This window comes from Nocardioides sp. Arc9.136, from assembly GCF_030506255.1.
Classification (GTDB): Bacteria; Actinomycetota; Actinomycetes; order Propionibacteriales; family Nocardioidaceae; genus Nocardioides.
Map to the genome: position 1 here is coordinate 4,250,672 of NZ_CP113431.1, position 20,631 is coordinate 4,271,302.

Annotated in this window: 19 protein-coding genes; 4 read left to right on the forward strand and 15 right to left on the reverse strand. The window is 73.5% G+C overall.

The genetic code is table 11. The annotated features are described in order from the left end of the window. The first annotated feature begins 32 nt into the window (after nucleotides 1-32). Entirely contained in the window at nucleotides 33-584 is a 552-nt protein-coding gene (locus OSR43_RS20505; protein ID WP_302268671.1) for a hypothetical protein, read from the forward strand. Nucleotides 585-639: 55 nt separating this feature from the next. Here the strand turns inward: OSR43_RS20505 and OSR43_RS20510 are convergent, their stop codons facing one another. The 4 genes from OSR43_RS20510 to OSR43_RS20525 all read right to left on the reverse strand — a co-directional run bounded on the left by OSR43_RS20510 (nucleotide 640) and on the right by OSR43_RS20525 (nucleotide 6,561). Continuing rightward, the gene (locus OSR43_RS20510; RefSeq protein WP_302268672.1) at nucleotides 640-2,160 is read right to left on the reverse strand and encodes a hypothetical protein; all 1,521 of its coding nucleotides are present in this window, start codon (nucleotides 2,158-2,160) and stop codon (nucleotides 640-642) included. Further along, on the reverse strand, nucleotides 2,135-2,866 hold the full coding sequence (locus OSR43_RS20515; protein WP_302268673.1) for an ABC transporter ATP-binding protein: 732 nt from the start codon (nucleotides 2,864-2,866) through the stop codon (nucleotides 2,135-2,137). The genes OSR43_RS20510 and OSR43_RS20515 overlap by 26 nt, the downstream gene beginning before the upstream one ends. Before the next feature lie 205 nt (nucleotides 2,867-3,071). Then, nucleotides 3,072-5,297: a 3-hydroxyacyl-CoA dehydrogenase NAD-binding domain-containing protein gene (locus tag OSR43_RS20520; RefSeq protein ID WP_302268674.1), complete on the reverse strand. Its 2,226-nt coding sequence runs from the start codon at nucleotides 5,295-5,297 to the stop codon at nucleotides 3,072-3,074. Between the two features lie 52 nt (nucleotides 5,298-5,349). After that, entirely contained in the window at nucleotides 5,350-6,561 is a 1,212-nt protein-coding gene (locus OSR43_RS20525; protein WP_302268675.1) for an acetyl-CoA C-acetyltransferase, read from the reverse strand. 111 nt (nucleotides 6,562-6,672) lie between these two features. Here OSR43_RS20525 and OSR43_RS20530 point away from each other — a divergent pair, with 111 nt between their 5' ends. Together OSR43_RS20530 and OSR43_RS20535 are read left to right on the forward strand one after the other, a co-directional pair. Continuing rightward, nucleotides 6,673-7,416: a MerR family transcriptional regulator gene (locus OSR43_RS20530; RefSeq protein WP_302268676.1), complete on the forward strand. Its 744-nt coding sequence runs from the start codon at nucleotides 6,673-6,675 to the stop codon at nucleotides 7,414-7,416. Nucleotides 7,417-7,439: 23 nt separating this feature from the next. Further along, nucleotides 7,440-8,339: an NAD(P)H-binding protein gene (locus OSR43_RS20535; RefSeq protein WP_302268677.1), complete on the forward strand. Its 900-nt coding sequence runs from the start codon at nucleotides 7,440-7,442 to the stop codon at nucleotides 8,337-8,339. Nucleotides 8,340-8,471: 132 nt separating this feature from the next. On the opposite strand, the gene OSR43_RS20540 is transcribed toward OSR43_RS20535, so the two are convergent. From OSR43_RS20540 to OSR43_RS20580, 9 genes are all read right to left on the reverse strand, one after another. Next, the gene (locus tag OSR43_RS20540) at nucleotides 8,472-9,167 is read right to left on the reverse strand and encodes a CPBP family intramembrane glutamic endopeptidase (protein ID WP_302268678.1); all 696 of its coding nucleotides are present in this window, start codon (nucleotides 9,165-9,167) and stop codon (nucleotides 8,472-8,474) included. A 51-nt stretch (nucleotides 9,168-9,218) separates the two neighbouring features. Further along, nucleotides 9,219-10,748 carry a DEAD/DEAH box helicase gene (locus OSR43_RS20545; RefSeq protein ID WP_302268680.1) on the reverse strand — a complete coding sequence of 510 codons (1,530 nt, stop codon included), beginning with the start codon at nucleotides 10,746-10,748 and terminating at the stop codon, nucleotides 9,219-9,221. 208 nt (nucleotides 10,749-10,956) lie between these two features. After that, the gene (locus OSR43_RS20550) at nucleotides 10,957-11,151 is read right to left on the reverse strand and encodes a CsbD family protein (RefSeq protein ID WP_302268681.1); all 195 of its coding nucleotides are present in this window, start codon (nucleotides 11,149-11,151) and stop codon (nucleotides 10,957-10,959) included. Between the two features lie 78 nt (nucleotides 11,152-11,229). Further along, complete coding sequence (locus OSR43_RS20555; protein ID WP_302268682.1) at nucleotides 11,230-12,714, reverse strand: NAD(P)/FAD-dependent oxidoreductase; 1,485 nt, start codon at nucleotides 12,712-12,714, stop codon at nucleotides 11,230-11,232. Nucleotides 12,715-12,762: 48 nt separating this feature from the next. After that, nucleotides 12,763-13,566, reverse strand: coding sequence for a glutamine amidotransferase (locus tag OSR43_RS20560; RefSeq protein ID WP_302268683.1), 804 nt, complete (start codon nucleotides 13,564-13,566; stop codon nucleotides 12,763-12,765). Continuing rightward, on the reverse strand, nucleotides 13,509-14,681 hold the full coding sequence (locus tag OSR43_RS20565) for a CaiB/BaiF CoA-transferase family protein (protein ID WP_302268685.1): 1,173 nt from the start codon (nucleotides 14,679-14,681) through the stop codon (nucleotides 13,509-13,511). The genes OSR43_RS20560 and OSR43_RS20565 overlap by 58 nt, the downstream gene beginning before the upstream one ends. Nucleotides 14,682-14,853: 172 nt before the next feature. Continuing rightward, nucleotides 14,854-15,606 carry an amino acid ABC transporter ATP-binding protein gene (locus OSR43_RS20570; RefSeq protein WP_302268686.1) on the reverse strand — a complete coding sequence of 251 codons (753 nt, stop codon included), beginning with the start codon at nucleotides 15,604-15,606 and terminating at the stop codon, nucleotides 14,854-14,856. Further along, entirely contained in the window at nucleotides 15,603-16,487 is an 885-nt protein-coding gene (locus OSR43_RS20575) for an amino acid ABC transporter permease (protein ID WP_302268687.1), read from the reverse strand. Before OSR43_RS20575 ends, OSR43_RS20570 begins: the two co-directional genes overlap by 4 nt. Beyond that, nucleotides 16,480-17,394 carry an ABC transporter substrate-binding protein gene (locus tag OSR43_RS20580; protein WP_302268688.1) on the reverse strand — a complete coding sequence of 305 codons (915 nt, stop codon included), beginning with the start codon at nucleotides 17,392-17,394 and terminating at the stop codon, nucleotides 16,480-16,482. Before OSR43_RS20580 ends, OSR43_RS20575 begins: the two co-directional genes overlap by 8 nt. Nucleotides 17,395-17,439: 45 nt before the next feature. On the opposite strand from OSR43_RS20580, the gene OSR43_RS20585 reads away from it, so the two are divergent. Further along, the gene (locus OSR43_RS20585; RefSeq protein WP_302268689.1) at nucleotides 17,440-18,585 is read left to right on the forward strand and encodes a MalY/PatB family protein; all 1,146 of its coding nucleotides are present in this window, start codon (nucleotides 17,440-17,442) and stop codon (nucleotides 18,583-18,585) included. Between the two features lie 25 nt (nucleotides 18,586-18,610). Here the strand turns inward: OSR43_RS20585 and OSR43_RS20590 are convergent, their stop codons facing one another. Both OSR43_RS20590 and OSR43_RS20595 read right to left on the reverse strand, forming a co-directional pair. After that, entirely contained in the window at nucleotides 18,611-19,531 is a 921-nt protein-coding gene (locus tag OSR43_RS20590) for a hypothetical protein (protein WP_302268690.1), read from the reverse strand. After that, a complete protein-coding gene (locus OSR43_RS20595; protein ID WP_302268691.1) occupies nucleotides 19,528-20,607 on the reverse strand; it encodes a sulfotransferase family protein in 1,080 nt (359 codons plus the stop codon). The genes OSR43_RS20590 and OSR43_RS20595 overlap by 4 nt, the downstream gene beginning before the upstream one ends. Nucleotides 20,608-20,631 lie beyond the last annotated feature (24 nt).

Below are 20,631 nucleotides of genomic sequence, written 5' to 3' on the forward strand. Positions count from 1 at the left end.
CCCTAACCAGCGAGTAGTGGGAGAGTCACCGGGTGCTGCGCACAGCTCTCGCCGCCTCCCTCCTGCTCGTCCCGCTCACCGGGTGCACCGGCGGGAGCGAGGACCCCGACGGCGCGCCCGCGCCGGGTCCGGCCGGTGCCGCGGCGGAGGTCCGCGACGGCCTCGCCGCGCTGTACGCCGGCGACCACGCGAGCGCCACCGACACCGCGGACGGCGAGTGCTTCGCCGACGCGCTGCTCGCGGAGGTACCGGTCGAGGAGCTCGAGGCCGCCGGCGTCCTCGTCGACGGGTCGGTCGCCCCCACCTCCCCCGCGCTCGAGCCGGCGCTGGCCGAGCAGTGGGTGGACGCGATGTTCGGGTGCATGGACTTCGTCGAGGAGTCCGCCCGCGCCCAGGTCGCCTTCACCAAGGGCAAGGTCGACTGGCGGGAGTACGCCGCGTGCCTGCGCGACGCCCTCGACGAGGACGCCGTCCGCGACGCCGTGGTCGGCACCCTCACCGGCGACTGGGGCTCTCCCGCCGTCGCCGCCCTCACCGACGCCCAGGCCGACTGCTCGGCCTCCGCGACCCCCACCACGGGGTGAGGGCGCGGTCGCTGCCCTCCTCAGCGACCGTGTGGTCGCTGGACACCCCTCCCGGTCACCCCGCGACGGTCATCACGACGCGGGCCCGGGCGGGGGCGTCGAGCCAGAGGGCACGCGCGCGCAGCAGCCGGACCAGCGACCAGCACACGAACGGCACCGCGACCAGCGCGGAGACCTCCCAGGCGGGCACCCGGGCCAGGCCGGAGAAGACGAGGCCGGTGAGGGTGGTGGAGACCGCGAGCCGCGTGGAGTAGCCGACCATCGCCAGCGGCGGGGCCGGCGTGGCGCGGGCGGAGCGCAGGTCGACGGCGTAGGGGCGGCGGGCCGACCAGCGCATCGCGGCCGCGACCACCTGCACGGTGACCACGAGGACGGTGCACACCAGCGCGGTCAGCTCCGCCGGGGACGGCACGCCGGCCCGGACGGCCGCGAGCAGCACGGTGACCCCGGACGCGACGAGCAGGAACTCCGCCAGCACCCACGCCCGGGCGGCGAACACCGTCCCCGGGGCCACCGGCAGGCTCTCGCGCCACAGCCCCCCGCGGCCCTCCAGGCACCAGGCGTTGACGCCGAACAGCAGGGCGCCGCCGGAGGCGACGAGCCCCGGCAGGACGGTCATCGTCGACCAGGGCAGGTCGCCGAGCAGCGCCACCGCGCCCGGTCCGACGGCCAGCACCGCGATGCCCCGGCGCATCGGCAGCGCGCGCCACACCGACCCGCGGTCGGTGCGGACCAGGGCGGCCAGGTCCGAGCGGGGCAGCCGGCGGGCGGCGTACCGACCGGACTCCACGCCCACCTCGTCGCGGGGCGTGCGCCGCGCCGCCAGGTGGGCCGGCACCGCGCCCAGGGCGACCGCGACGACGAGGGCCACGAGCAGCGCGGCGATGGTCGCCGCCCACGACCAGGACACCCCGCCGACCATCCCGACGACGACCTGGCGCGTCGGCAGCCGGTCCAGCAGCGGCACCAGCGCGCCGGCGGCCTGCAGCCCGAGCGCGGCGCCGAGCAGGACGACGGTCACCACGCGCACGACCGCGATGCCGTGCCGCGTCCGGCGCACCCCCTCGAAGGTCCAGGCCACGACCTGGGCGAGCGCGGTGGCCACGGCCAGCCACACCAGGACCACCGCCTGGGCAGGGGCCAGGCCCGCCGGGCCGAGGGCGTAGGCGGTGGTGCCGAGCAGGGTCCAGCCCTGCAGCAGCCAGGCGATGTTGAGCGGCGCCAGCAGCAGCGCGCCCAGGTGGTCGGTGGTCGGGCTCACCGGCAGCACGGCGGCCGGGTCGCGGTCGAGGAGCTCCCGCCCGCCACCCGACGCCACCGCCGAGACGACCGCGAGGCCGAGGAAGCCCGCCAGCGCGGTCGGCAGCAGCAGGAGCAGCTCGAAGGCGCGACCGGGGCCGCCGGCGCCGGGTGCGTACGCCGGCACGACGGCCGCCGCGGCCGTGAGCCCGACGAACGCCGTGGTCACGCAGGCGGCCGAGCCCCGGCGGCGTACCGTCGCGGCGCGGAAGCGGACCAGGTGCCCGACATCGGCGAGCGCGCGGGTGGTGTCAGTCCAGGAGGCCGCGGTAGGCACGGGCTCCCTCCTCGCCGGTCATGTCGGCGGCGTCGGCCGTGGCGACCCGGGCGCCGCCGCGCAGCACCGTGACCGTGCTGCAGGCCTCCACGGCGAGCTCGCGCAGGTGGGTGGAGACCAGGACGCACGCACCGCGGGCGCGGGCGTCGTCGATGGCGTCCATCGTGGCCTCGACGCCGATCGGGTCCACCCCGTCGAACGGCTCGTCGAGCAGCAGCACCGCGGGCCGGTGCAGGACGGCGAGCACCACCGACAGCCGCCGGCCCATCCCGTGGGAGAAGCCCGCGGTCACCCGGTGCGCCACGTCGCCGAGCTCGAAGCGCTCGAGCAGGTCGCGGGCCCGGTCCTCCCAGCCGGGGTCGGTCCGGGGCAGCCGCCGCAGGCGCGCCGCGAGCTGCAGGTGCTCCCAGGGGGTGGCCCGCGGGACGAGCCCGCCCACGTCGGGGCAGTAGCCGACGGCGCGCTTGACCGCCAGCGGGTCCCGGCGTACGTCGTGCCCCGCGACGGTGATAGTCCCCGAGGTCGGCGGCACGACGCCGGCCAGCACGCGCATCGTCGTGGACTTCCCGGCGCCGTTGCGCCCCAGCAGGGCGGTCGCCTGCCCCGCCTCCGCGACCAGGTCGACCCCGGCCACGGCCTCGACCTCGCCGAAGCGCACGTGCAGGTCGCGCACCTGCACCGGGTGGCCGCCGGGGGGAAGGGTCACCGACCCATTGTCGCCCGCGCCGGCCGTTCGCGCGGCGGGATGCGGCGGGTCGGGCCGCTCGGGGGCGGTCGGCGGCGGTCGGGCGCGTGCTTCCCGGGGCAGTCCCTTGCTTGCCGGGGCAGATCTACCCCGGTAAGCGCAGGGGTCCCCGGTTCACCGGGGACCCCTGCACCACCACGGGCCGAGCGGGCCGAGCAGCAGCCGATCAGGCGGGGAACGAACCGCCCGAGGCCGCGAGGTCACGCAGGTACTGCGTGGGGCGGAACCGGTCGCCGTAGGTCTCGGCCAGCTCGTCGGCGCGCTTGACGAACGCCGCGAGGCCGATCTCGCCGGCTGCCGCGGACCCGGCCGGAGCCTCGTAGCCGGTCATGAACTGCGCGGCGCCACCGGTCATCGGCGGGAAGCCGATGCCCATGATCGACCCGATGTTCGCGGCGGCCGCCGAGGTGATGACGCCCTCCTCGAAGCACTTCGCGGTCTCCAGCGCCTCGGCGAAGAGCATCCGGTCCTTGCAGTCCTGGATCGACGGCTGCTCGGAGGCGACCGGGAACAGCTCGCCCAGGCCCGACCACAGCGACTGGCGCTTGCCGGCCTCGTCGTACTCGTAGAAGCCCTTGCCGCGGAGGCGGCCGGCCCGGCCCGCCTCGAGCATGCGGGTCACGACGGCGGTGCCGGGGTGCTCGGCCAGGTCCTGGCCGTCGCGCTCGGCGGCCGCTCGGGTGGCCTTGGCGATCTTGTCCATCAGCTCGAGGTTGAGCTCGTCGGAGAGCTGCAGCACCGGCGCGGGGTAGCCGGCCTGGGTGGTCGCGCGCTCGATGGTCCAGGGCTGCACGCCCTCGGCCAGCATCGCCATGCCCTCGTTGACCATGAAGCCGATGACGCGCGAGGTGTAGAAGCCGCGGCTGTCGTTGACGACGATCGGGGTCTTCTTGATCTGCTGCACGACGTCGTAGGCCTTGGCCAGGGCGACGTCGGAGGTCTCCTTGCCCTTGATGATCTCGACCAGCGGCATCTTGTCGACGGGCGAGAAGAAGTGCAGGCCGATGAAGTCGGCGGGGCGGTCGACGCCCTCGGCGAGCTCGGTGATCGGCAGGGTGGAGGTGTTCGAGCACAGCAGCGCGTCGGGGTTGACGTACGGCGCGACCTCGGCGAAGACCTTCGCCTTGAGCGAGGGGTCCTCGAAGACGGCCTCGATGACCAGGTCGCAGCCGGCCAGGTCGGCGGGGTCGCCGGTGGCGGTGATCCGGCCGAGCATCTCGGCGGACCCCTCCTCGCTGAGCCTGCCGCGGGAGACGGCCTTGGCGTTGATCTTCTCCGAGTACGCCTTGCCCTTGGCGGCGTTCTCGTCGGAGACGTCCTTGAGCACGACCTCCATGCCGGCCCGGGCGCACACGTAGGCGATGCCCGCGCCCATCATGCCGGCGCCGAGCACGCCGACCTTGGTGGCCTTCCACGGCTCGATGCCCTGCGGGCGCAGCGAGCCGGACTTGATCGCCTGCAGGTCGAAGAAGAACGCCTGGATCATGTTCTTCGAGCCCTGGTTGGTGACCAGGTGGGTCAGGTAGCGCGACTCGATGCGCGAGGCGGTGTCGAAGTCGACCTGCGCGCCCTCGACGGCGGCCGAGAGGATCGCGCGGGCGGCGGGGTACACCGCGCCCTTGGTCTGCTTGCGCAGCAGGGCCGGGAACGCCGGGAGGAAGCCGGCCAGCGCCGGCGACTTCGGGCTGCCGCCGGGCATCTTGTAGCCGGGGGCGTCCCAGGGGTTCCTGCTCGCCTCGGGGTTGGCCTTGATCCACGCCTTCGCGGCCGGCACGAGCTCCTCGCGGGTCGCGACCAGTTCGTCGACCAGGCCCTTCTCCTTGGCCTGGGCGGCCTTGAACTGCTTGCCCTCGAGCAGGAAGCCCATCAGGCCCTCCTGGAGGCCGAACATCCGCACGATGCGGGTCACGCCGCCACCGCCGGGGAGCAGGCCGAGGCTGACCTCGGGGAGGCCCACGACGACCGAGGAGTCGTCGACGGCGATCCGGTGGTTGGTGGCCAGGCAGATCTCGAGGCCACCACCGAGCGCGGCGCCGTTGATGGCAGCCACGACCGGGCGGGGGAAGGTCTCGAGGCGGCGCAGCGCGGACTTGACGTCCTCGGCCATCGCGAACACGTCGCCGGCTTGCTCGCGGGTCGCGGTGACCATGCTCTTGAGGTCGCCGCCGGCGAAGAAGGTCTTCTTCGCGCTCGCCACGACGACGCCGGTGACGCTCTGCTCGTCCTCGGCCACCTCGGCGTGCAGGCGCTCGACGGCGGCCTTCATCGAGGAGATGTAGAGGTCGTTCATGGTGTTCGCCGACTGGTTCGGGTCGTCGAGGGTCAGGGTGACGATCCCGTCCGCGTCGCGCTCGTAGCGGACAGCGGTCTGCTCGGTGGTGCTGGTGGTCATTCGGAGTCCTGTTCGTTCAGGTGAGATCGGTGTCGGGAGGAGCAGCGCGCGGTCAGACGACCTCGACGATGGTGGCGATGCCCATCCCGCCGCCGACGCAGAGCGTGGCGAGGCCGCGGCGCAGGTCGCGGCGCTTGAGCTCGTCGACGAGCGTGCCGAGGATCATCGCGCCGGTCGCACCGAGCGGGTGGCCCATCGCGATCGCGCCACCGTTGACGTTGGTGATCTCGTCGGTGATGCCCATGTCGCGCATGAAGCGCATGGCCACCGCGGCGAACGCCTCGTTGATCTCGAACAGGTCGATGTCGCCGACCTCGAGGCCGGCCTTGGCCAGCGCCTTGCGGGCGGCCGGGGCCGGACCGGTCAGCATGATCGTCGGGTCGGCGCCGGAGACCGCGGTCGCGAGGATGCGGGCGCGCGGGGTCAGGCCGAGCTGCTGGCCGACCTCCTCGCTGCCGATCGCCATGATCGCGGCACCGTCGACGATGCCCGAGGAGTTGCCGGCGTGGTGGACGTGGTCGATCTTCCCCACCCAGTGGTACTTCTCCAGCGCCACGTCGTCGAAGCCGGCGTCGGCGCCGATCTGGGCGAAGGACGGCTTGAGGCCCGAGAGGCTCTCGACGCTCGTGTCGGGGCGGATCAGCTCGTCGCGGTCCAGGACGGCGATCCCGTTGATGTCGCGGACGGGGACGACGGAGTCGGCGAAGTAGCCGTTGGCCCACGCCTTGGCGGCGCGGTGGTTGGACTCCGCGGCGTACGCGTCGACATCGTTGCGGCTGAAGCCCTCGATCGTCGCGATCAGGTCGGCGCCGATGCCCTGCGGCACGAAGCCGGTCTTCAGCGCGGTGGCGGGGTCGGAGGCCCACGCGCCACCGTCGGAGCCCATCGGCACCCGGCTCATCGACTCCACGCCGCCGGCCAGGATGAGGTCCTCGAACCCGCCGCGGACGCGGGACGCGGCCTGGTTGACGGCCTCGAGGCCCGAGGCGCAGAAGCGGTTGAGCTGCACACCCGCGACGGTGTCGGGGTAGCCGGCGGCCAGCGCGGCCGTCTTGGCGATGTCGCCGCCCTGGTCGCCGACCGGCGAGACCACGCCGAGGACGACGTCGTCGACGCGCTCGGGGTCCAGGGAGGGGTTGCGCGACTTGATCTCGTCCAGCAGGCCGACCACGAGGTCGACGGGCTTGACCTCGTGCAGCGAGCCGGCCGCCTTGCCCTTGCCGCGCGGCGTACGAATGTGGTCGTACACGAATGCTTCTGCCATGACCGTCCTAGCGTCTGGGTGCGTCTGTGATGGTGGTCCCCCGATTGTGACACCATCGGTGTCACGGTCAAGGGCGGGCTGGTTGTGGTCTGGCTCACGAGAGGAGCGCACGTGACGCAGACGGAGGAGCGGCTGGAGGCCGCTCGGGAGCTGCTGACGCTCGACGAGCTCACCAGCAGGGTCGGGATGAGCGTGCGCAACGTGCGCTTCTACACGACCAAGGGGCTCGTCCCGCCGCCGATCCGGCGCGGCCGCAGCGGCTACTACACCCCCGACCACGTGGCGCGGCTGGAGCTCGTGCGCGAGCTGCAGGGCCACGGGTTCACCCTGGCCGCGATCGAGAAGTACCTCGCCGGCATCCCCGAGGACGCCGCCCCCGAGGACATCGCCCTGCACCGGGCGATGCTCGCGCCGTGGCAGGCGGACGTCCCCGTGGAGATGTCGCGCGCGGAGCTGGAGAAGCGGGCCGGGCGGGCGCTGGACGACGACGCGCTGGCCACGCTCGAGGCGCTGGGCATCGTCCGCCGGCCGCGGCGCGGCCGGTTCGAGGTGGCCGCCTCCCAGCTTCAGGTGGGGCTGGGCCTGGTCGACCTCGGGTTCCCGACGGAGGCGGCCGTCGCGGCCGCCCAGGTGTACGCCGCGCACGGGCGCCAGATCGCCCAGGAGCTCAACGAACTGTTCCGGACGATGGTGTGGCCGGCGTACAAGGAGGCCGGGGCACCGCCCGAGCGGATCCAGCAGGTCGTGGAGCGGCTCAAGCCGCTGTCGATCGCGAGCCTGGTCGCGGCGTACGAGGCCGCGATGGACTCCGACCGCCGGGCCCGCATCGAGGCGCGCGCCGGCCGGGGGTCCTAGGACCGCGTCCCTAGGGTGGTCCCATGAGCACCGTCCTGGTCACGGGCGCGACCGGCTTCGTCGGCGCCCGGCTCGTCCCCGAGCTCGTCGAGCGCGGGCACACGGTCAAGGCGATGACCCGCCATCCCGACACCTACGACGGCCCGGGCAAGGCGGTCTTCGGCGACGTCCACGACCCCGGCTCGCTGGCCGAGGCGCTCGAGGACGTCGACGTCGCGGTCTACCTCGTGCACTCCCTCGACGACGACGACTTCGAGCGCAAGGACGCCGCGGCGGCGAAGGGCTTCGGCCTGGCGGCCGCCGCGAGCGGCGTGCACCAGATCGTCTACCTCGGCGGGCTGGGCTCGGACGAGGAGGACCTCTCCGCTCACCTGCGCTCGCGGCGCGAGGTCGAGCGGCTGCTCGGCGAGTCCGGCGTGCCGGTCACCGTGCTGCGTGCCGCGATCGTCGTCGGCTCCGGCGGCATCTCGTGGGAGATGACGCGCCGGCTGGTCAAGAACCTGCCGGCGATGATCGTCCCCCGCTGGGCCTCCACCCTCACCCAGCCGATCGCGATCGCGGACGTGGTCCGTTACCTCGCCGGCGTCGTCGACGTGCCGGAGGCGCACGACCGGGTCTTCGAGATCGGCGGCGCCGACCAGCTGACGTACGCCGACATGCTGGCCCAGGCCGGCGCGGTGATGCACGGGCGGCGGCTGCCGATCATCCACGTGCCGCTGGGCACCCCGATCCTGTCGCAGTACTGGATCAAGCTGGTCACCGGCGTGGACGCCACCACCGCGGCGAACCTGATCGAGTCGATGGGCAACGAGGTCATCGTCACCGACGACTCGATCCGCGACCTCGTCCCCGGCGAGCCGCTCACCTACGCCGAGGCCGTCGAGGCGGCGCTCGCCGAGGACCGGGAGTCCGCGGCGGGCTGAGGCCCCTGCCGCGCCGCTGGAAGCTTCAGCGGCTGGCCGCTGAACCTGTCGCTTGGCCGATGAAACTTCATCGGCCAACCGGGAGCTTCATCGGCTGGCCGATGAAACATCCGCCCGCCGGCCGCCCCGCCCTCAGCCGATGACCGGCGGCAGGACCAGCAGCATCGAGAGCGACCAGGTGCAGTGGGTGAGGATCGGGGCGAGGATGCCGCCGGAGGCACGCCGCTCGAGCCCGACGATCACGCCGAGCAGGATGGCGGCGAAGGCGAGCATCGGGTTGCCGGTCGCGGCGGTGGCGACGACGTACGCGACGGTCGTCCACAGCACCGGCCGGCGCGGGATCGCGGCGTACGCCGCCCCGCGGAAGAACAGCTCCTCGGCGATCCCGTTGACCGCGGTGATCAGGACGAGCAGCGGTAGCGAGCCCTGGTCGGCGTAGTCGAGGACCGAGCTGACCTGTCCCTGGAGGTAGGGAATCTCCCGGATCACCAGGCCGCCGAGCACGAAGACCCCGACGATCGCGGCGCCGAGCAGGACCGGCGTGACGACCGGCCGGGTCAGCCCGTCGCGCCAGGCGATGCGGCCGAGGTGGAGCGGCCCGGAGGCGAAGGCGCCGACCGTCCAGACGCCGGCGAGGGCCGCGGTCGAGACGTAGAACCAGCCGCTGCCGGGATCGATCCGCAGCGAGAGGCCCAGCACGACCGCGCCCACCACCACGACCGCCATCGTCACCACCTGCCGCCGCCGCAGGGCGGCGGCGGTCTGGCGGTGGTCGCGCGGGACGACGTCCCACAGCGCTCGCTGGAACCAGGCTCGGACGGGGCTCACGTCAACGACCTTACGGACGCCCCGTTGCCCCGCCCGGCTCGTGCCACGAGGTCAGCGGCGCCCGGTGCTGAACGACGCCGCGCTGTGCCGGCTGCCACCGGTCGAGCCGCCGGACGCCGCACCGCCGGTACGCCGCCCCCGGCCGCCGGAGCCGCCGGAGCCGCCCTTGGCGCCGGCCGAGGAGGGCGCGCCGGCCTTGGCCGAGCTGCCCGCACCGGACCCGCCGCGCGAGCCGCCCGAGGCGGAGCCGCCCTGGCCGCCGGAGCGACCGCGGCCACCGCGCGAGGAGCGCCGGCCGGAGCCGGAGCGCCCGCCGCCGGTGCCGCCGGCCTGGCCGCCGGAGCGGCCCTGCTCGACGGGCGCCTCGACGACGAGGCCGCCGGGGACGACCTGCCGCTCGCCGGGGGCGAGCTGGGTGAGGACCGGGTGGTCGGTGCCCGCGAGGCGGGTGATGGTCGGCTTGATGCCGGCCGCACGGGTCAGGTCGCGGACGTCGCGCACCTGCTCGTCGGTCATCAGGGTGACGACGGTGCCGGCGGCGCCGGCCCGGGCGGTGCGGCCCGAGCGGTGCAGGTAGGCCTTGTGCTCGGCCGGCGGGTCGGCGTGGACGACCAGCGCGACGTCGTCGACGTGGATGCCGCGGGCCGCGATGTCGGTGGCGACCAGCGTGCTGGCCTTGCCGGAGTGGAAGGCCTCCATGTTGCGGGTGCGGGCGTTCTGGCTGAGGTTGCCGTGCAGCTCGACGGTCGGCACGCCGGACTTGTTGAGCTGGCGGGTCAGCGCCTTGGCGCCGTGCTTGGTGCGGGTGAAGACCACCGTGCGACCGGGCGCGCTCGCCAGGTCGACCAGCACCGGGACGCGGTGCTCGCGGGAGAGGTGCAGGACGTGGTGGTCCATCGCGCTGACCGGCGACTGGGCCGAGTCGGCCTGGTGGACGACCGGCTCGTGCAGGAAGCGCTTGACCAGGACGTCGATGGCCTTGTCGAGCGTGGCCGAGAACAGCAGGCGCTGGCCGCGGGCCGGGGTCGCGTCGAGCAGGCGGCGCACCGAGGGCAGGAAGCCGAGGTCGGCCATGTGGTCGGCCTCGTCGAGCACCGTCACCTCGACCGAGCCGAGGTCGCAGTGGCCCTGGCCGATGAGGTCCTCGAGGCGGCCGGGGCAGGCCAGCAGGATGTCGACGCCGGCGCGCAGGCCGCGGACCTGCGGGTTCTGGCCCACGCCGCCGAAGACGGTCAGCGTGGTGAGGCCGAAGGCGTCGGCGAGCGGCTTGAGCGCCTCCTCGATCTGGCCGACCAGCTCACGGGTCGGGGCCAGGACGAGCGCGCGGGGCTTGCGTGCGGCGGCCGGGCGGCCGGAGGCGGCCAGGCGGGCGACGAGCGGGAGGAGGAAGGCGTAGGTCTTGCCAGAGCCGGTGCGGCCACGGCCCAGGACGTCGCGGCCCGCGAGGGAGTCCGGGAGCGTCTTGGCCTGGATCGGCGTGGGCTCGAGGATGCCGCGCTGCGCGAGGACCGCGGCGAGGTCGGCAGGGACGCCGAGGGAGGTGAAGCCGGTGGTGGGGGTGGTGCTGGTGTTCGAAGGCATGAAGGTGTGACAGATCCGTCCGATGGCGGGTGTCTCGCCATGGGACGGCGCGGAGCTGCTGCCCTGGTGACCAGGGAGGTGCTCGACGCATCAAGAACGGCTCCGGGGCGAAACTGGAACGGGCCGCACCCCCACTGTAGGGATGCGACCCGCACAACACCCCATCGTCGAGGGGTGACATGTCTCTCCCGCCGGAGCGGGAATGCTGCTACTTGGTGAGGCCGTCCTTGACGTCGCCCGCGGCGTCCTTGACCTTCTCGCCGGCGTTCTTGAGGTTGGCCGACGACTGGTCGGCCTTGCCCTCCGCCTTGAGCTGGTCGTCCCCGGTCGCCTCGCCGGCGGACTCCTTGCCCTTGCCGCCGAGCTCCTCGGCCTTGTTGCTCAGCTTGTCGCCCAGTCCCATGTCTGACCTCCTGTGGTCGTGCGGTCGGGTACGCCGTACCGGTGACCGCCGCGCCGGACCCGGAAACCCCCGGGCAGCTCAGCGGAAGGTCAGCACCCCGTCGTCGATGGCGTCGCGGTGGATGGTGCGGACGTCGGTCAGGTAGTTCTGGTCGAGCTTCCACGGCGCCCGGTCGCCCTGGCGCGGTAGCCCGTCGAGCGCCCGCTGGACGTAGCCGGAGGAGAAGTCCAGGAACGGCCGCTCGTCGACCGAGGGGTCCCGGTCGGCCACGAAGGACCGCTTGCCGGTCTCGTCGAGGTGCCGCAGCATCCGGCAGACGTAGTCGGCGACCAGGTCGGCCTTCAGCGTCCACGAGGCGTTGGTGTAGCCGATCGTGTAGATGAAGTTCGGGATGCCGCTGAGCATGAGCGCCTTGTACGACATGGTCTCCGACAGCTCGACCGGCTTGCCGTCCACCTCGAGCGGGATGCCGCCGAAGGGCAGCAGCCTCAGGCCGGTGGCGCTGACGACCACGTCGGCCTCGAGCTCGCTGCCGTCGGTCAGCCGGATCCCCTTCTCGGTGAAGGTGTCGATCGCCGCGGTCACGATCGAGGCGTCGCCGCTGCGCAGCACCTTGAACAGGTCGCCGTCGGGCACGAAGCACAGCCGCTGGTCCCACGGGTCGTACGACGGCTTGAAGTGGGTGTCGACGTCGACGTGCTCGGGCAGCTGGCGACGTACGCCGGCGCGCACGACGCCCTTGACCACCCGCGGCCGGCTCTTGGCGAGCTTGTAGGTGCCGATGGCGAGCAGGATGTTCTTCCACCGCACGATCGGGTAGCTGACCTTGGCCGGCAGCTTGGCGAGCGCCTTGGCCCACGGGTCCCGGCCGGGCCGGGACAGGATGTAGGTGGGCGAGCGCTGCAGCATGGTGACGTGCTCGGCGGTGCCCGCGAGCGCGGGGACCAGGGTGACCGCGGTGGCGCCACTGCCGATGACGACGACCTTCTTGCCGGTGGTGTCGAGGTCCTCGGGCCACTGCTGGGGGTGGACGAGGCGGCCGGCGAAGTCGTCCTGGCCGGGGAAGACCGGGGAGTGGCCGGACTCGTAGTCGTAGTAGCCCGCGCAGCTCCACAGCAGGTCGGTGGTGAGCGCCTTCTCGCCCTCGGGCGTGGAGACGCGCACGGTCCACCGCGAGGTGTCGGAGTCCCACGAGGCGCCCAGCACCTTGTGCCGGTAGCGGATCAGCCGGTCCACGCCGTGCTCCTCGGCGACCGTGCGCAGGTAGTCGAGGATCAGCTGGCCGTCGGCGAGCGCGGTGTCGCTCGGCCAGGGCCGCCACCGGTAGCCGAAGGTGAACATGTCGGAGTCCGACCGGATGCCGGGGTAGCGGAAGAGGTCCCACGTCCCGCCGCTCACCTCGCGCATCTCGAGCACCGCGAGGCTGCGTCCGGGGTGCTCCTCGCGCAGCCGGCAGGCCGCGCCGATGCCGGAGAGGCCGGCGCCGATCACGAGGACGTCCACGTGCTCGGGCGCGGGAGCGTGCTCGGTGGTGGGCTCGGGTGCGTGCTGGGGGGTGCTCACCCGCCCATTATTGACGGATGTTCAACAAGGAGTCGAGCGTGACGCCGCTCACCGTGCGTACCGCTCGACGAAGCGGGCGAGCAGCCGGGACGGCTCGGTGACGCTCGCCGCGCGGGCCAGCGCCTTGAGCGCCTCGGCCCCGCCGGGCTCGAAGTAGCCGTGGTGCTCGTAGACGTCGATGCGCAGGCACAGCCCCTCGACGTCCAGCTCGGGGTGGAACTGCGTGGCGTAGACGTTGCGCCCGATCCGGAACGCCTGCACCGGGCAGGTGGCCGAGGAGGCCAGCAGCACGGCGCCGTCGGGCAGGCGGGAGACGGCCTCCTTGTGGCCGAGGTACGCCGCGAACCGTTCGGGCAGCCCGCCGGTCAGCGGGTCCGTGCGGCCCGCATCGGTCAGCGTGACCTCGACGGCGCCGATCGGCTCGCCGTACGTCCGGTCGACCACGCCGCCGCGCAGGACGCCCAGCGTGCCGATGCCGTAGCAGCAGCCCAGGAACGGGTGGTCCGCCGCGACCGCCCGCGTGGACAGGTCCTGCAGCTCGGCCTCGACGCGGTGCTGGACGGGCGACTTCTGGTCCGGCGGGTCGCTGACGTTGAACGGCCCGCCGCCCAGCACGACGCCGGACCAGTCGTCGAGGTCGACCGGTCCGCCGAGGGCCTCCTCCAGCGGCTGCTGCTCGAGCCGCACGCGGCGTACGTCGCGCTCGTCGAGGCCGGTGGCGAGGAGGACGGCGTCGTACTCCCCGTCCGCGGCGGCGTCCTCCGCACGGGTCCCGAGGAAGAGGAACGGCCTGGTCAGACCTGCACCGCCACTCCGCGCTCGATCAGCCCGTCGACGTCCGGCACGCCCCACGCGGTCAGCGCGGCGCGCGTGTGCTCGCCGGCCTCGCGCGACGGCGGGGTGCCCAGCGTCGCCCCGGTCCGGCTGAAGCGGGGGGCCGGGACGGGCTGGAGCAGGTCGTCGCGGGTCACGAAGACGCCGCGCGCCTTCATGTGCGGGTGCTCCGCCGCCTCGCTGATGGGGATGATGCCGGCCACGCAGGCATCAGTGCCCTCGAACACCTCGACCCACTCCGCCTGCGTCCGACCGCGGAAGGTCTCGGTGAAGAGCGCGCGCATCTCCTCCCACCGGTCCATCTCGAACTGGCCGGGGCAGGTGTCCTCGACGCCGAGCAGCTGGACGAGCCGCGCGAAGAACTGCGGCTCCAGGGACCCCACCGACATGTGCCGGCCGTCGGAGGTCTCGTAGACGTCGTAGAACGGCGCGCCGCCGTCGAGCAGGTTGACCGCCCGCTCCTCGCGGAACTGGCCGCCGGCGATGAACGCGGCGGTCATCGCGTTGAGGCTGGCGGTGCCGTCGACGATGGCGGCGTCGACGGTCTGGCCCTTCCCGCTGACCTTCGCCTCGAGCAGCGCGGCGAGGATCCCGATCACGAGGTACGTCGACCCGCCGCCGAAGTCGCCGACGAGGTTGCTCGGGAAGTGCGGCCTGGACTTGTCCTGGCCGAGGCCGAAGAGGGTGCCGGTGATCGCGATGTAGTTCATGTCGTGCCCGGCGGCCTGGGCCAGCGGCCCGTCCTGGCCCCAGCCGGTCATCCGGCCGTAGACCAGCCGTTCGTTGACCGCGGCACAGTCCTCCGGGCCCACCCCGAGCCGCTCCATCACGCCGGGGCGCATGCCCTCGACGAGCACGTCGGCACCGCGGACCAGCTCGAGCACGGTCCGCACGGCCTCGGGGTTCTTCAGGTCGAGCGCCACGCTGGGGCGGCCGCGGTTGAGCAGGTTGTGTGCGCCGCCGGCGAGCGCCTGGCCGCCCGGCCGCTCCACGCGGATGACGTCGGCCCCGAGGTCGGCCAGCAGCATGCACGCGTGCGGGCCCGGCCCGATCCCGGCGATCTCCACGACCTTGACGCCCCGGAGCGGCCCGGTCCCCCGGCCCAGCTCGATGCCCGTGCTCGTCTCACTCATGGGCCGGATCATGACAGAACCACTGTCACGGTCGCGAGGGTCGTCTCGCCGGCGCGCGCCCACGACGACGGACGACCACAAGTGGGTGGTGCGCCACGCCGAACTGGTCGGACGGCACCGGGCCGGGACTTCGGGTAGTCGGTCGACGGGCGGTCGACGGGGGTGGAGGCGGTCAGGCCGGGAGGACGCGGGCGAGGAACTGGCGGGTCCGCTCCTCGCGCGGGGCGGTGAAGAGCTGGTCGGGCGGTCCCTGCTCGAGGATGCGGCCCTGGTGCAGGAAGCACACCTTGGTGGCGACCTCGCGGGCGAAGGCCATCTCGTGGGTGGCCAGCACCATCGTGGTGCCGGCGACGGCGAGGTCGCGGACGATGGTCAGCACCTCGCCGACCAGCTCGGGGTCCAGGGCGGCGGTGATCTCGTCGAGGAGGAGCAGCTCGGGGCCGGTGCACAGCGCCCGCACCAGGGCGACCCGCTGCTGCTGGCCGCCGGAGAGCCGGTCGGGGTGCTTGCGTGCGTGCTCGGCGAGGCCGAACTGGTCCAGCAGCGCCAGCGCCCGGCTCTCCGCGTCGGCCTTCGAGACGCCGTGGACCCGCCGCGGGGAGAGCGTGCAGTTGTCGAGGACCGAGAGGTGCGGGAAGAGGTTGTAGGCCTGGAAGACCATCCCGACCCGCTTGCGGACCTCGCGCGGGTCGACCAGCGGGTCGCTGATCTCCTGCCCGGACAGGGTGATGGTGCCGTCGTCGACGTCCTCGAGCAGGTCCAGGCAGCGCAGCAGCGTCGACTTGCCCGACCCCGAGGAGCCGATCAGGCAGACCACGTCGTGGGCGCGGACGTCGAGGTCGACCGAGTCGAGGACCAGCCGCTCGCCGTAGGTCTTGCGCAGGCCACGGACCTCGAGCAGCGCCGGGGAGGAGGGAGCGCTCACAGCTGCCCCGCCCGCTCCCGCGCCAGCCAGCGCCGCTGCAGCCAGTCGGTGAGCCGGGCCAGCGGGACGGTCAGCACGACGAAGAACGCCGCGACGACGACGTACGGCGTGTAGTTGAAGTTGTACGCCGCGTAGTCGCGCGCGGCGAAGACCGCGTCGAAGACCGCGACGGCCGAGACCAGCGCGGTGTCCTTCTGCAGCGAGACGAAGTCGTTGAGCAGCGGCGGGACGACCCGGCGGACGGCCTGGGGCACGACGACGTACCGCAGCGCCTGCGGGCGGCTCAGCCCGAGCGCCTCGGCGGAGGCGACCTGCGAGGGGTGGATGGAGTCGATGCCGGCGCGGAAGACCTCGGCGACGTAGGCGCTGTAGGAGAGGACCAGCGCGACGCCGGCCCAGAAGGTGCCGCTGATCGGCACGCCCTGGAGCCCGAGCGCCGGCATCCCGAAGCCGAGCATCAGCACGAGCAGCAGCGTGGGCACGCCGCGGAGCAGGTCGGTGTAGACGACGGCCAGGACGCGGAGCGGGGCGAGGTACGGCGAGCGGGCGACCCGTGCGAGCGCCACCAGCAGGCCGAGGGCGAGGATCACGACCTCGCAGACCAGGAACAGCCGGACGTTGAGCCAGAACCCGTCCAGCACGTCGGGGAAGACGGCCTTGGCGTGCTCCCAGGAGAAGAACAGCTCCCGGACGTTCGGCCACCCCGGGGAGCTGGTGAGGGCGACGCCGAGCGCGACGAGCACCAGGACCACGAGTCCCGTGGCGACGCTCAGCGAGCGCAGCCGGAGGCGGCGGCGCACGGCTCGCCGCTCGAGCTCGCGGTCGCTGGGCGTCCAGCCCCCGCCGGTGGGGGTGGACGTGGCCGTGGGGGTGTCAGTCAAGCGTCGGCACGCTCACCACGTCGGAGAGCCACTCCTGCTCGATCTCGGCCAGCGTGCCGTCCTCGCGGAGGCTCGCGAGCGCGGCGTCGACGCAGTCGCGCAGCGGGTTGCCCTTCTCGAAGAGCATCCCGAACTCCTCCTGCTCACCGGTCTCGGGCTGGAACTGCCCGACGATCGTGCTGCCCTCGATCTCGACGGCGGAGATGTAGAACGCGGTCGGCAGGTCGGCGAGGATCGCCTCGACCTGGCCGTTCTTGAGCGCCTGCTTGGCGGCGTTGGTGTCCTCGAAGACCAGCGGGTCGCTGGCCGGCTGGATGACGTCGCGGATCGCGGTCAGCGAGGTGGTGCCGGTCTGGGCGCCGAGCTTGTGGTCGGCGAGCTCCTCGACGCTCTCGAGGCCGGCGAGCGGGGAGTCCTCGAGGGTGATCACCGCCTGCGCGGCCTGGTAGTACCCCTCGGAGAAGTCGACGACCTCGGCCCGCTGGGGGGTGATCGAGACCTGGTTGATGTCGAGGTCGAAGGTCTTCTTGCCCGGCGCGTAGGAGGAGTTGAAGGGCACGGTCACCCAGGAGACCTCGTCCTCGGAGAAGCCGAGCTCCTCGGCGACCGCGTAGGCGACCGCCGACTCGAACCCCTCGCCGTTGGTGGGGTCGTCGTCGACGAACCACGGCTCGTACGCCGGGGAGTCGGTGCCGATGGTGAGCCGGCCGTCCTCGACCAGCGGGGCGCCCTCGACGCAGGCGGCCGGGTCGGCGTCGGCGCTGGCGCTCGTGTCGGCGGAGGCGCTGCTCGAGTCGCTCGCGGCGTCCGGCTCGTCGTCCTCGACCGGGGCGCACGCGGAGACCAGCCCGGTGGCGAACGCGGTCAGCAGGACGGGGGCGGCCAGGGCGGCACGACGCGAGCGCATGGGTGGAATCGTAGGGACTCGACTCGTCCCGTGTTCAATGACCGGGTGATACGTGACCTGAGCGACACCGAGGCCCGCCGCGCGCTCGTCCACAAGTGGGGCCAGGTGCCCGAGGACGTGCTCCCCGCGTGGGTGGCGGAGATGGACTACGCGCTCGCGCCGGCGGTGGCCGACGCCCTGGCCGAGGCGGTCTCGCTCGGGGTGACCGGCTACCCGTCGTTCGAGCCGGGCGGCGGCGCGCTGGGCCGGGCGTACGCCGGGTTCGCCGAGCGGCGGTTCGGCTGGCGGGTGGACCCGGCGCAGGTGCTGCCGACGGTCGACGTGACGGCGGGCGTGCGGCTGGCGGTCGACGTGCTGAGCGGGCCGGGACCGGTGGTGCTGCCGCTGCCGGCGTACGCGCCGCAGCTGGACCTGCCGGCGGTGTGCGGCCGCGAGCGGTGGGACCTGCCGGTCGAGCCGGACGCGGAGCGGGTGACCATCGACCTCGACCGGCTGGACCGGATGTTCGCCGACGGGGCCTCGACCCTGCTGCTGACCCAGCCGCACAACCCGTGCGGGCAGGTCTACACGCCCGCCGAGCTCGAGGGGATCCGCGACGTGGTGGCGCGGCACGGCGGCCGGGTGGTCAGCGACGAGATCCACGCCCCGCTGGTGCTCCCCGGAGCCGAGCACGTGCCCTACCTCGCCCTCGAGGGCACCGGCGAGCACGCGGTCGCGGTCGTGGCGGCGTCCAAGGCGTTCAACACGGCGGGGCTGCGGTGCGCCCAGGTCGTGGCCGACGACCCGGCGACGGCCGCGCGGCTGGCCGGCGTGCCGATCGCCCAGAACGACTCCTGGTCACCGCTCGGCGAGGTGGCCGCCGTGGCGGCGTACGAGCAGGGCGACGCGTGGCTCGACGCCCTCCTCGACCGGCTGGACGGCCAGCGCACCCTGCTCGCCGAGCTGCTGGCCGAGCACCTGCCCGAGGCACGGATGCGGCCCCTGGAGGCGACGTACCTGGCGTGGCTGGACCTGCGCGCCTACGGCCACGACGACCCCGCGGCGGTCGCGCTCGAGCGGGGGCGGGTGCGGGTGGCGCCGGGTCAGGACTACCACCCCGGCCTGCCCGGCCACGTCCGGCTGAACGTCGCGACGTCGCCCGAGCGGCTCCGCGAGGCCGTGCTGCGGCTGGCGCGGGCGCTGGTGGGCTGAGCCCCGCGGACGTGACGGTCGCGGGTCAGACGTCGAGCCGGCCGCGGCGACGGACCAGCGGCCGCTCCGCCTGCGGCAGCCAGGTGCGGGTCACGTGGTCGACGACGTGGACGCCCGGCGGCGCCTCGATCCGGTGCAGCCCCGGCACCTCGTGCCCGCGGCCCTCGCGCAGCGCGGAGTAGACCTCCCACTCGCGGCGCTTGCGCGGCGCACGGGAGGAGTCGAAGTCCTCGGCGCTGCTCCAGTGCGCGAACTCGTCCTGGTCCAGCCACTTCAGCTCCACGCACAGGCCCTCGGGCAGCACGATCCGCTCGGAGGTCTCCGGGAACTCCCGCACCTCCCACTCGAAGGCCTTGACGAAGGTGAACTGCTCCCCCATCGGGTAGACCCACGGCTCCAGGAAGCGGAACCCCAGGTCGATCCAGGCCACCGACTCGCTCTCGATGCTCAGCGGGTGGCGCGGCACGGCGACCACCGCGCCCGAGCCGTGCAGCTGCCAGGACAGGTCGGCCAGCAGCGCCTCGCCCTCGCCGGTCAGCACCATGTCGCCGTCCCACTTCATCGAGTAGCCGGTGCGGACGTGGGAGAAGGACCAGTTGTAGAAGTGCGTCAGCGAGTGCACCGAGTGCGGCGGCGTCGCGAGGTGCTCGGTGCCGGCGCGGCTGACCCGGAAGGGGTAGGTCGTGACGGTGATCCGGTCGCCGGCGCCGCACTCCTCGGCCACCCGCCGGGCGACCTCCGGGGTGCCGTCGTCGGACTGGTTGTCGACCAGGACCACCCGCTGGACCGCCCGCAGCATCGGGGGGAGGACCCAGGGCAGGTTGCGGGCCTCGTTCTTCACGCGGAACACGCAGGTCAGCCCGGGGTCGAGCGGCCCGTCCTGCCACGCCCAGCGCACGTCGTACGTCGCGTCGCCCTCGAGGCAGGCGATGTCCGGCGCGCTCATCGCTGCTTGCCGAGCGCCTTGCGCAGGCCGCGGCGGGCACCGGCGGGCACCATCGCGCGGACGCCGTGGGGGATCCGCTCGGCACCGCGGCGGCCGGGTGCGAGCTGGTCGGGCGCCGGCTGCTGGCGCTGGCCCTCGCGCTTGGCGGCCAGGGCGGTGGACTCGCTGAACGCCTCCGCCTCCTCGTAGAGCTCGGCGTACGCCGTGCGCAGCTCGTCGAGCCGGTCGTGGACCTCGGGGGTGTCGCCGTCGGGCTCGGCCAGGCGGTCCAGCTGCTGCCAGGACTCCTCGGCGACCTCCCGCAGCCGGGCCGGGACGCGCACGTCGTCCCAGGTCAGCTGCACGCGGCGCAGGTTCGGGTCGATGAACTGGTGGACCTTGCGGATGTCGTTGGCCGAGGCCGACTTCACCGCGTCGAGGTCGAAGAGCTGGCCGAGGCCGAAGACCGGGATCGTCCAGTCGGTGAGCATGTCGTGGTAGCGCACGAAGGCCCGGGCGCTCCCCCGCGTCGAGCGCTCGGTGTGCAGCATCATGTTCACCCACGCGGCCGTCCGGCTGACCTCGCCCGAGGTGGTCGAGGTGCGGCCGCCGGCGTAGTACTTCTGCTTGCTGCCGACCACCTCCGTCGGCGGGCGGAGCATCGTGACGTAGGCCGGTGTCGCGTCGCAGCGCAGGGCGGCGCTGCGCCACAGGCCCATGAACCACGCCAGTCGCGGGTCCTTGACGACGACCTCCGGGCCGCCCTCGACGAACTGCTGCTCCAGCCAGTCGTGCAGCCGCCCGCGCAGCGGCTCGAACGTCGCGAGCTTGCCGGCCTCGAACCAGGCGGCGGGCCGGGCGTCGGAGACCGCGACGTTGCAGCGCTGCAGCAGCTCGTGGTGGAAGTCGACCACCCACTGCGGCTCGCCGAAGCCCTTGGGGTTGGTCTCGTCGGCCTGCACCTCCGGCTGCGGCACGTGCATGCCGAGGGTCTGCAGCGTGCCGGACATCGTGCTCGTCCCGCTGCGGCCGGATCCGACCACGAACACCACCCGCCGCTTGACCGGAGGGGCCGGCGGGGCAGCGGTCGTCGACATGGCGCTCAGCCTAGAAGATGCACC

Coding starts and splice junctions, on each gene's coding strand:
- OSR43_RS20595 (WP_302268691.1), bottom strand. CDS start 20,607: ATGTCGACGACCGCTGCCCCGCCGGCCCCTCCGGTCAAGCGGCGGGTG.
- OSR43_RS20590 (WP_302268690.1), bottom strand. CDS start 19,531: ATGAGCGCGCCGGACATCGCCTGCCTCGAGGGCGACGCGACGTACGAC.
- OSR43_RS20580 (WP_302268688.1), bottom strand. CDS start 17,394: ATGCGCTCGCGTCGTGCCGCCCTGGCCGCCCCCGTCCTGCTGACCGCG.
- OSR43_RS20520 (WP_302268674.1), bottom strand. CDS start 5,297: ATGACCACCAGCACCACCGAGCAGACCGCTGTCCGCTACGAGCGCGAC.
- OSR43_RS20545 (WP_302268680.1), bottom strand. CDS start 10,748: ATGCCTTCGAACACCAGCACCACCCCCACCACCGGCTTCACCTCCCTC.
- OSR43_RS20565 (WP_302268685.1), bottom strand. CDS start 14,681: ATGAGTGAGACGAGCACGGGCATCGAGCTGGGCCGGGGGACCGGGCCG.
- OSR43_RS20525 (WP_302268675.1), bottom strand. CDS start 6,561: ATGGCAGAAGCATTCGTGTACGACCACATTCGTACGCCGCGCGGCAAG.
- OSR43_RS20550 (WP_302268681.1), bottom strand. CDS start 11,151: ATGGGACTGGGCGACAAGCTGAGCAACAAGGCCGAGGAGCTCGGCGGC.
- OSR43_RS20535 (WP_302268677.1), top strand. CDS start 7,440: ATGAGCACCGTCCTGGTCACGGGCGCGACCGGCTTCGTCGGCGCCCGG.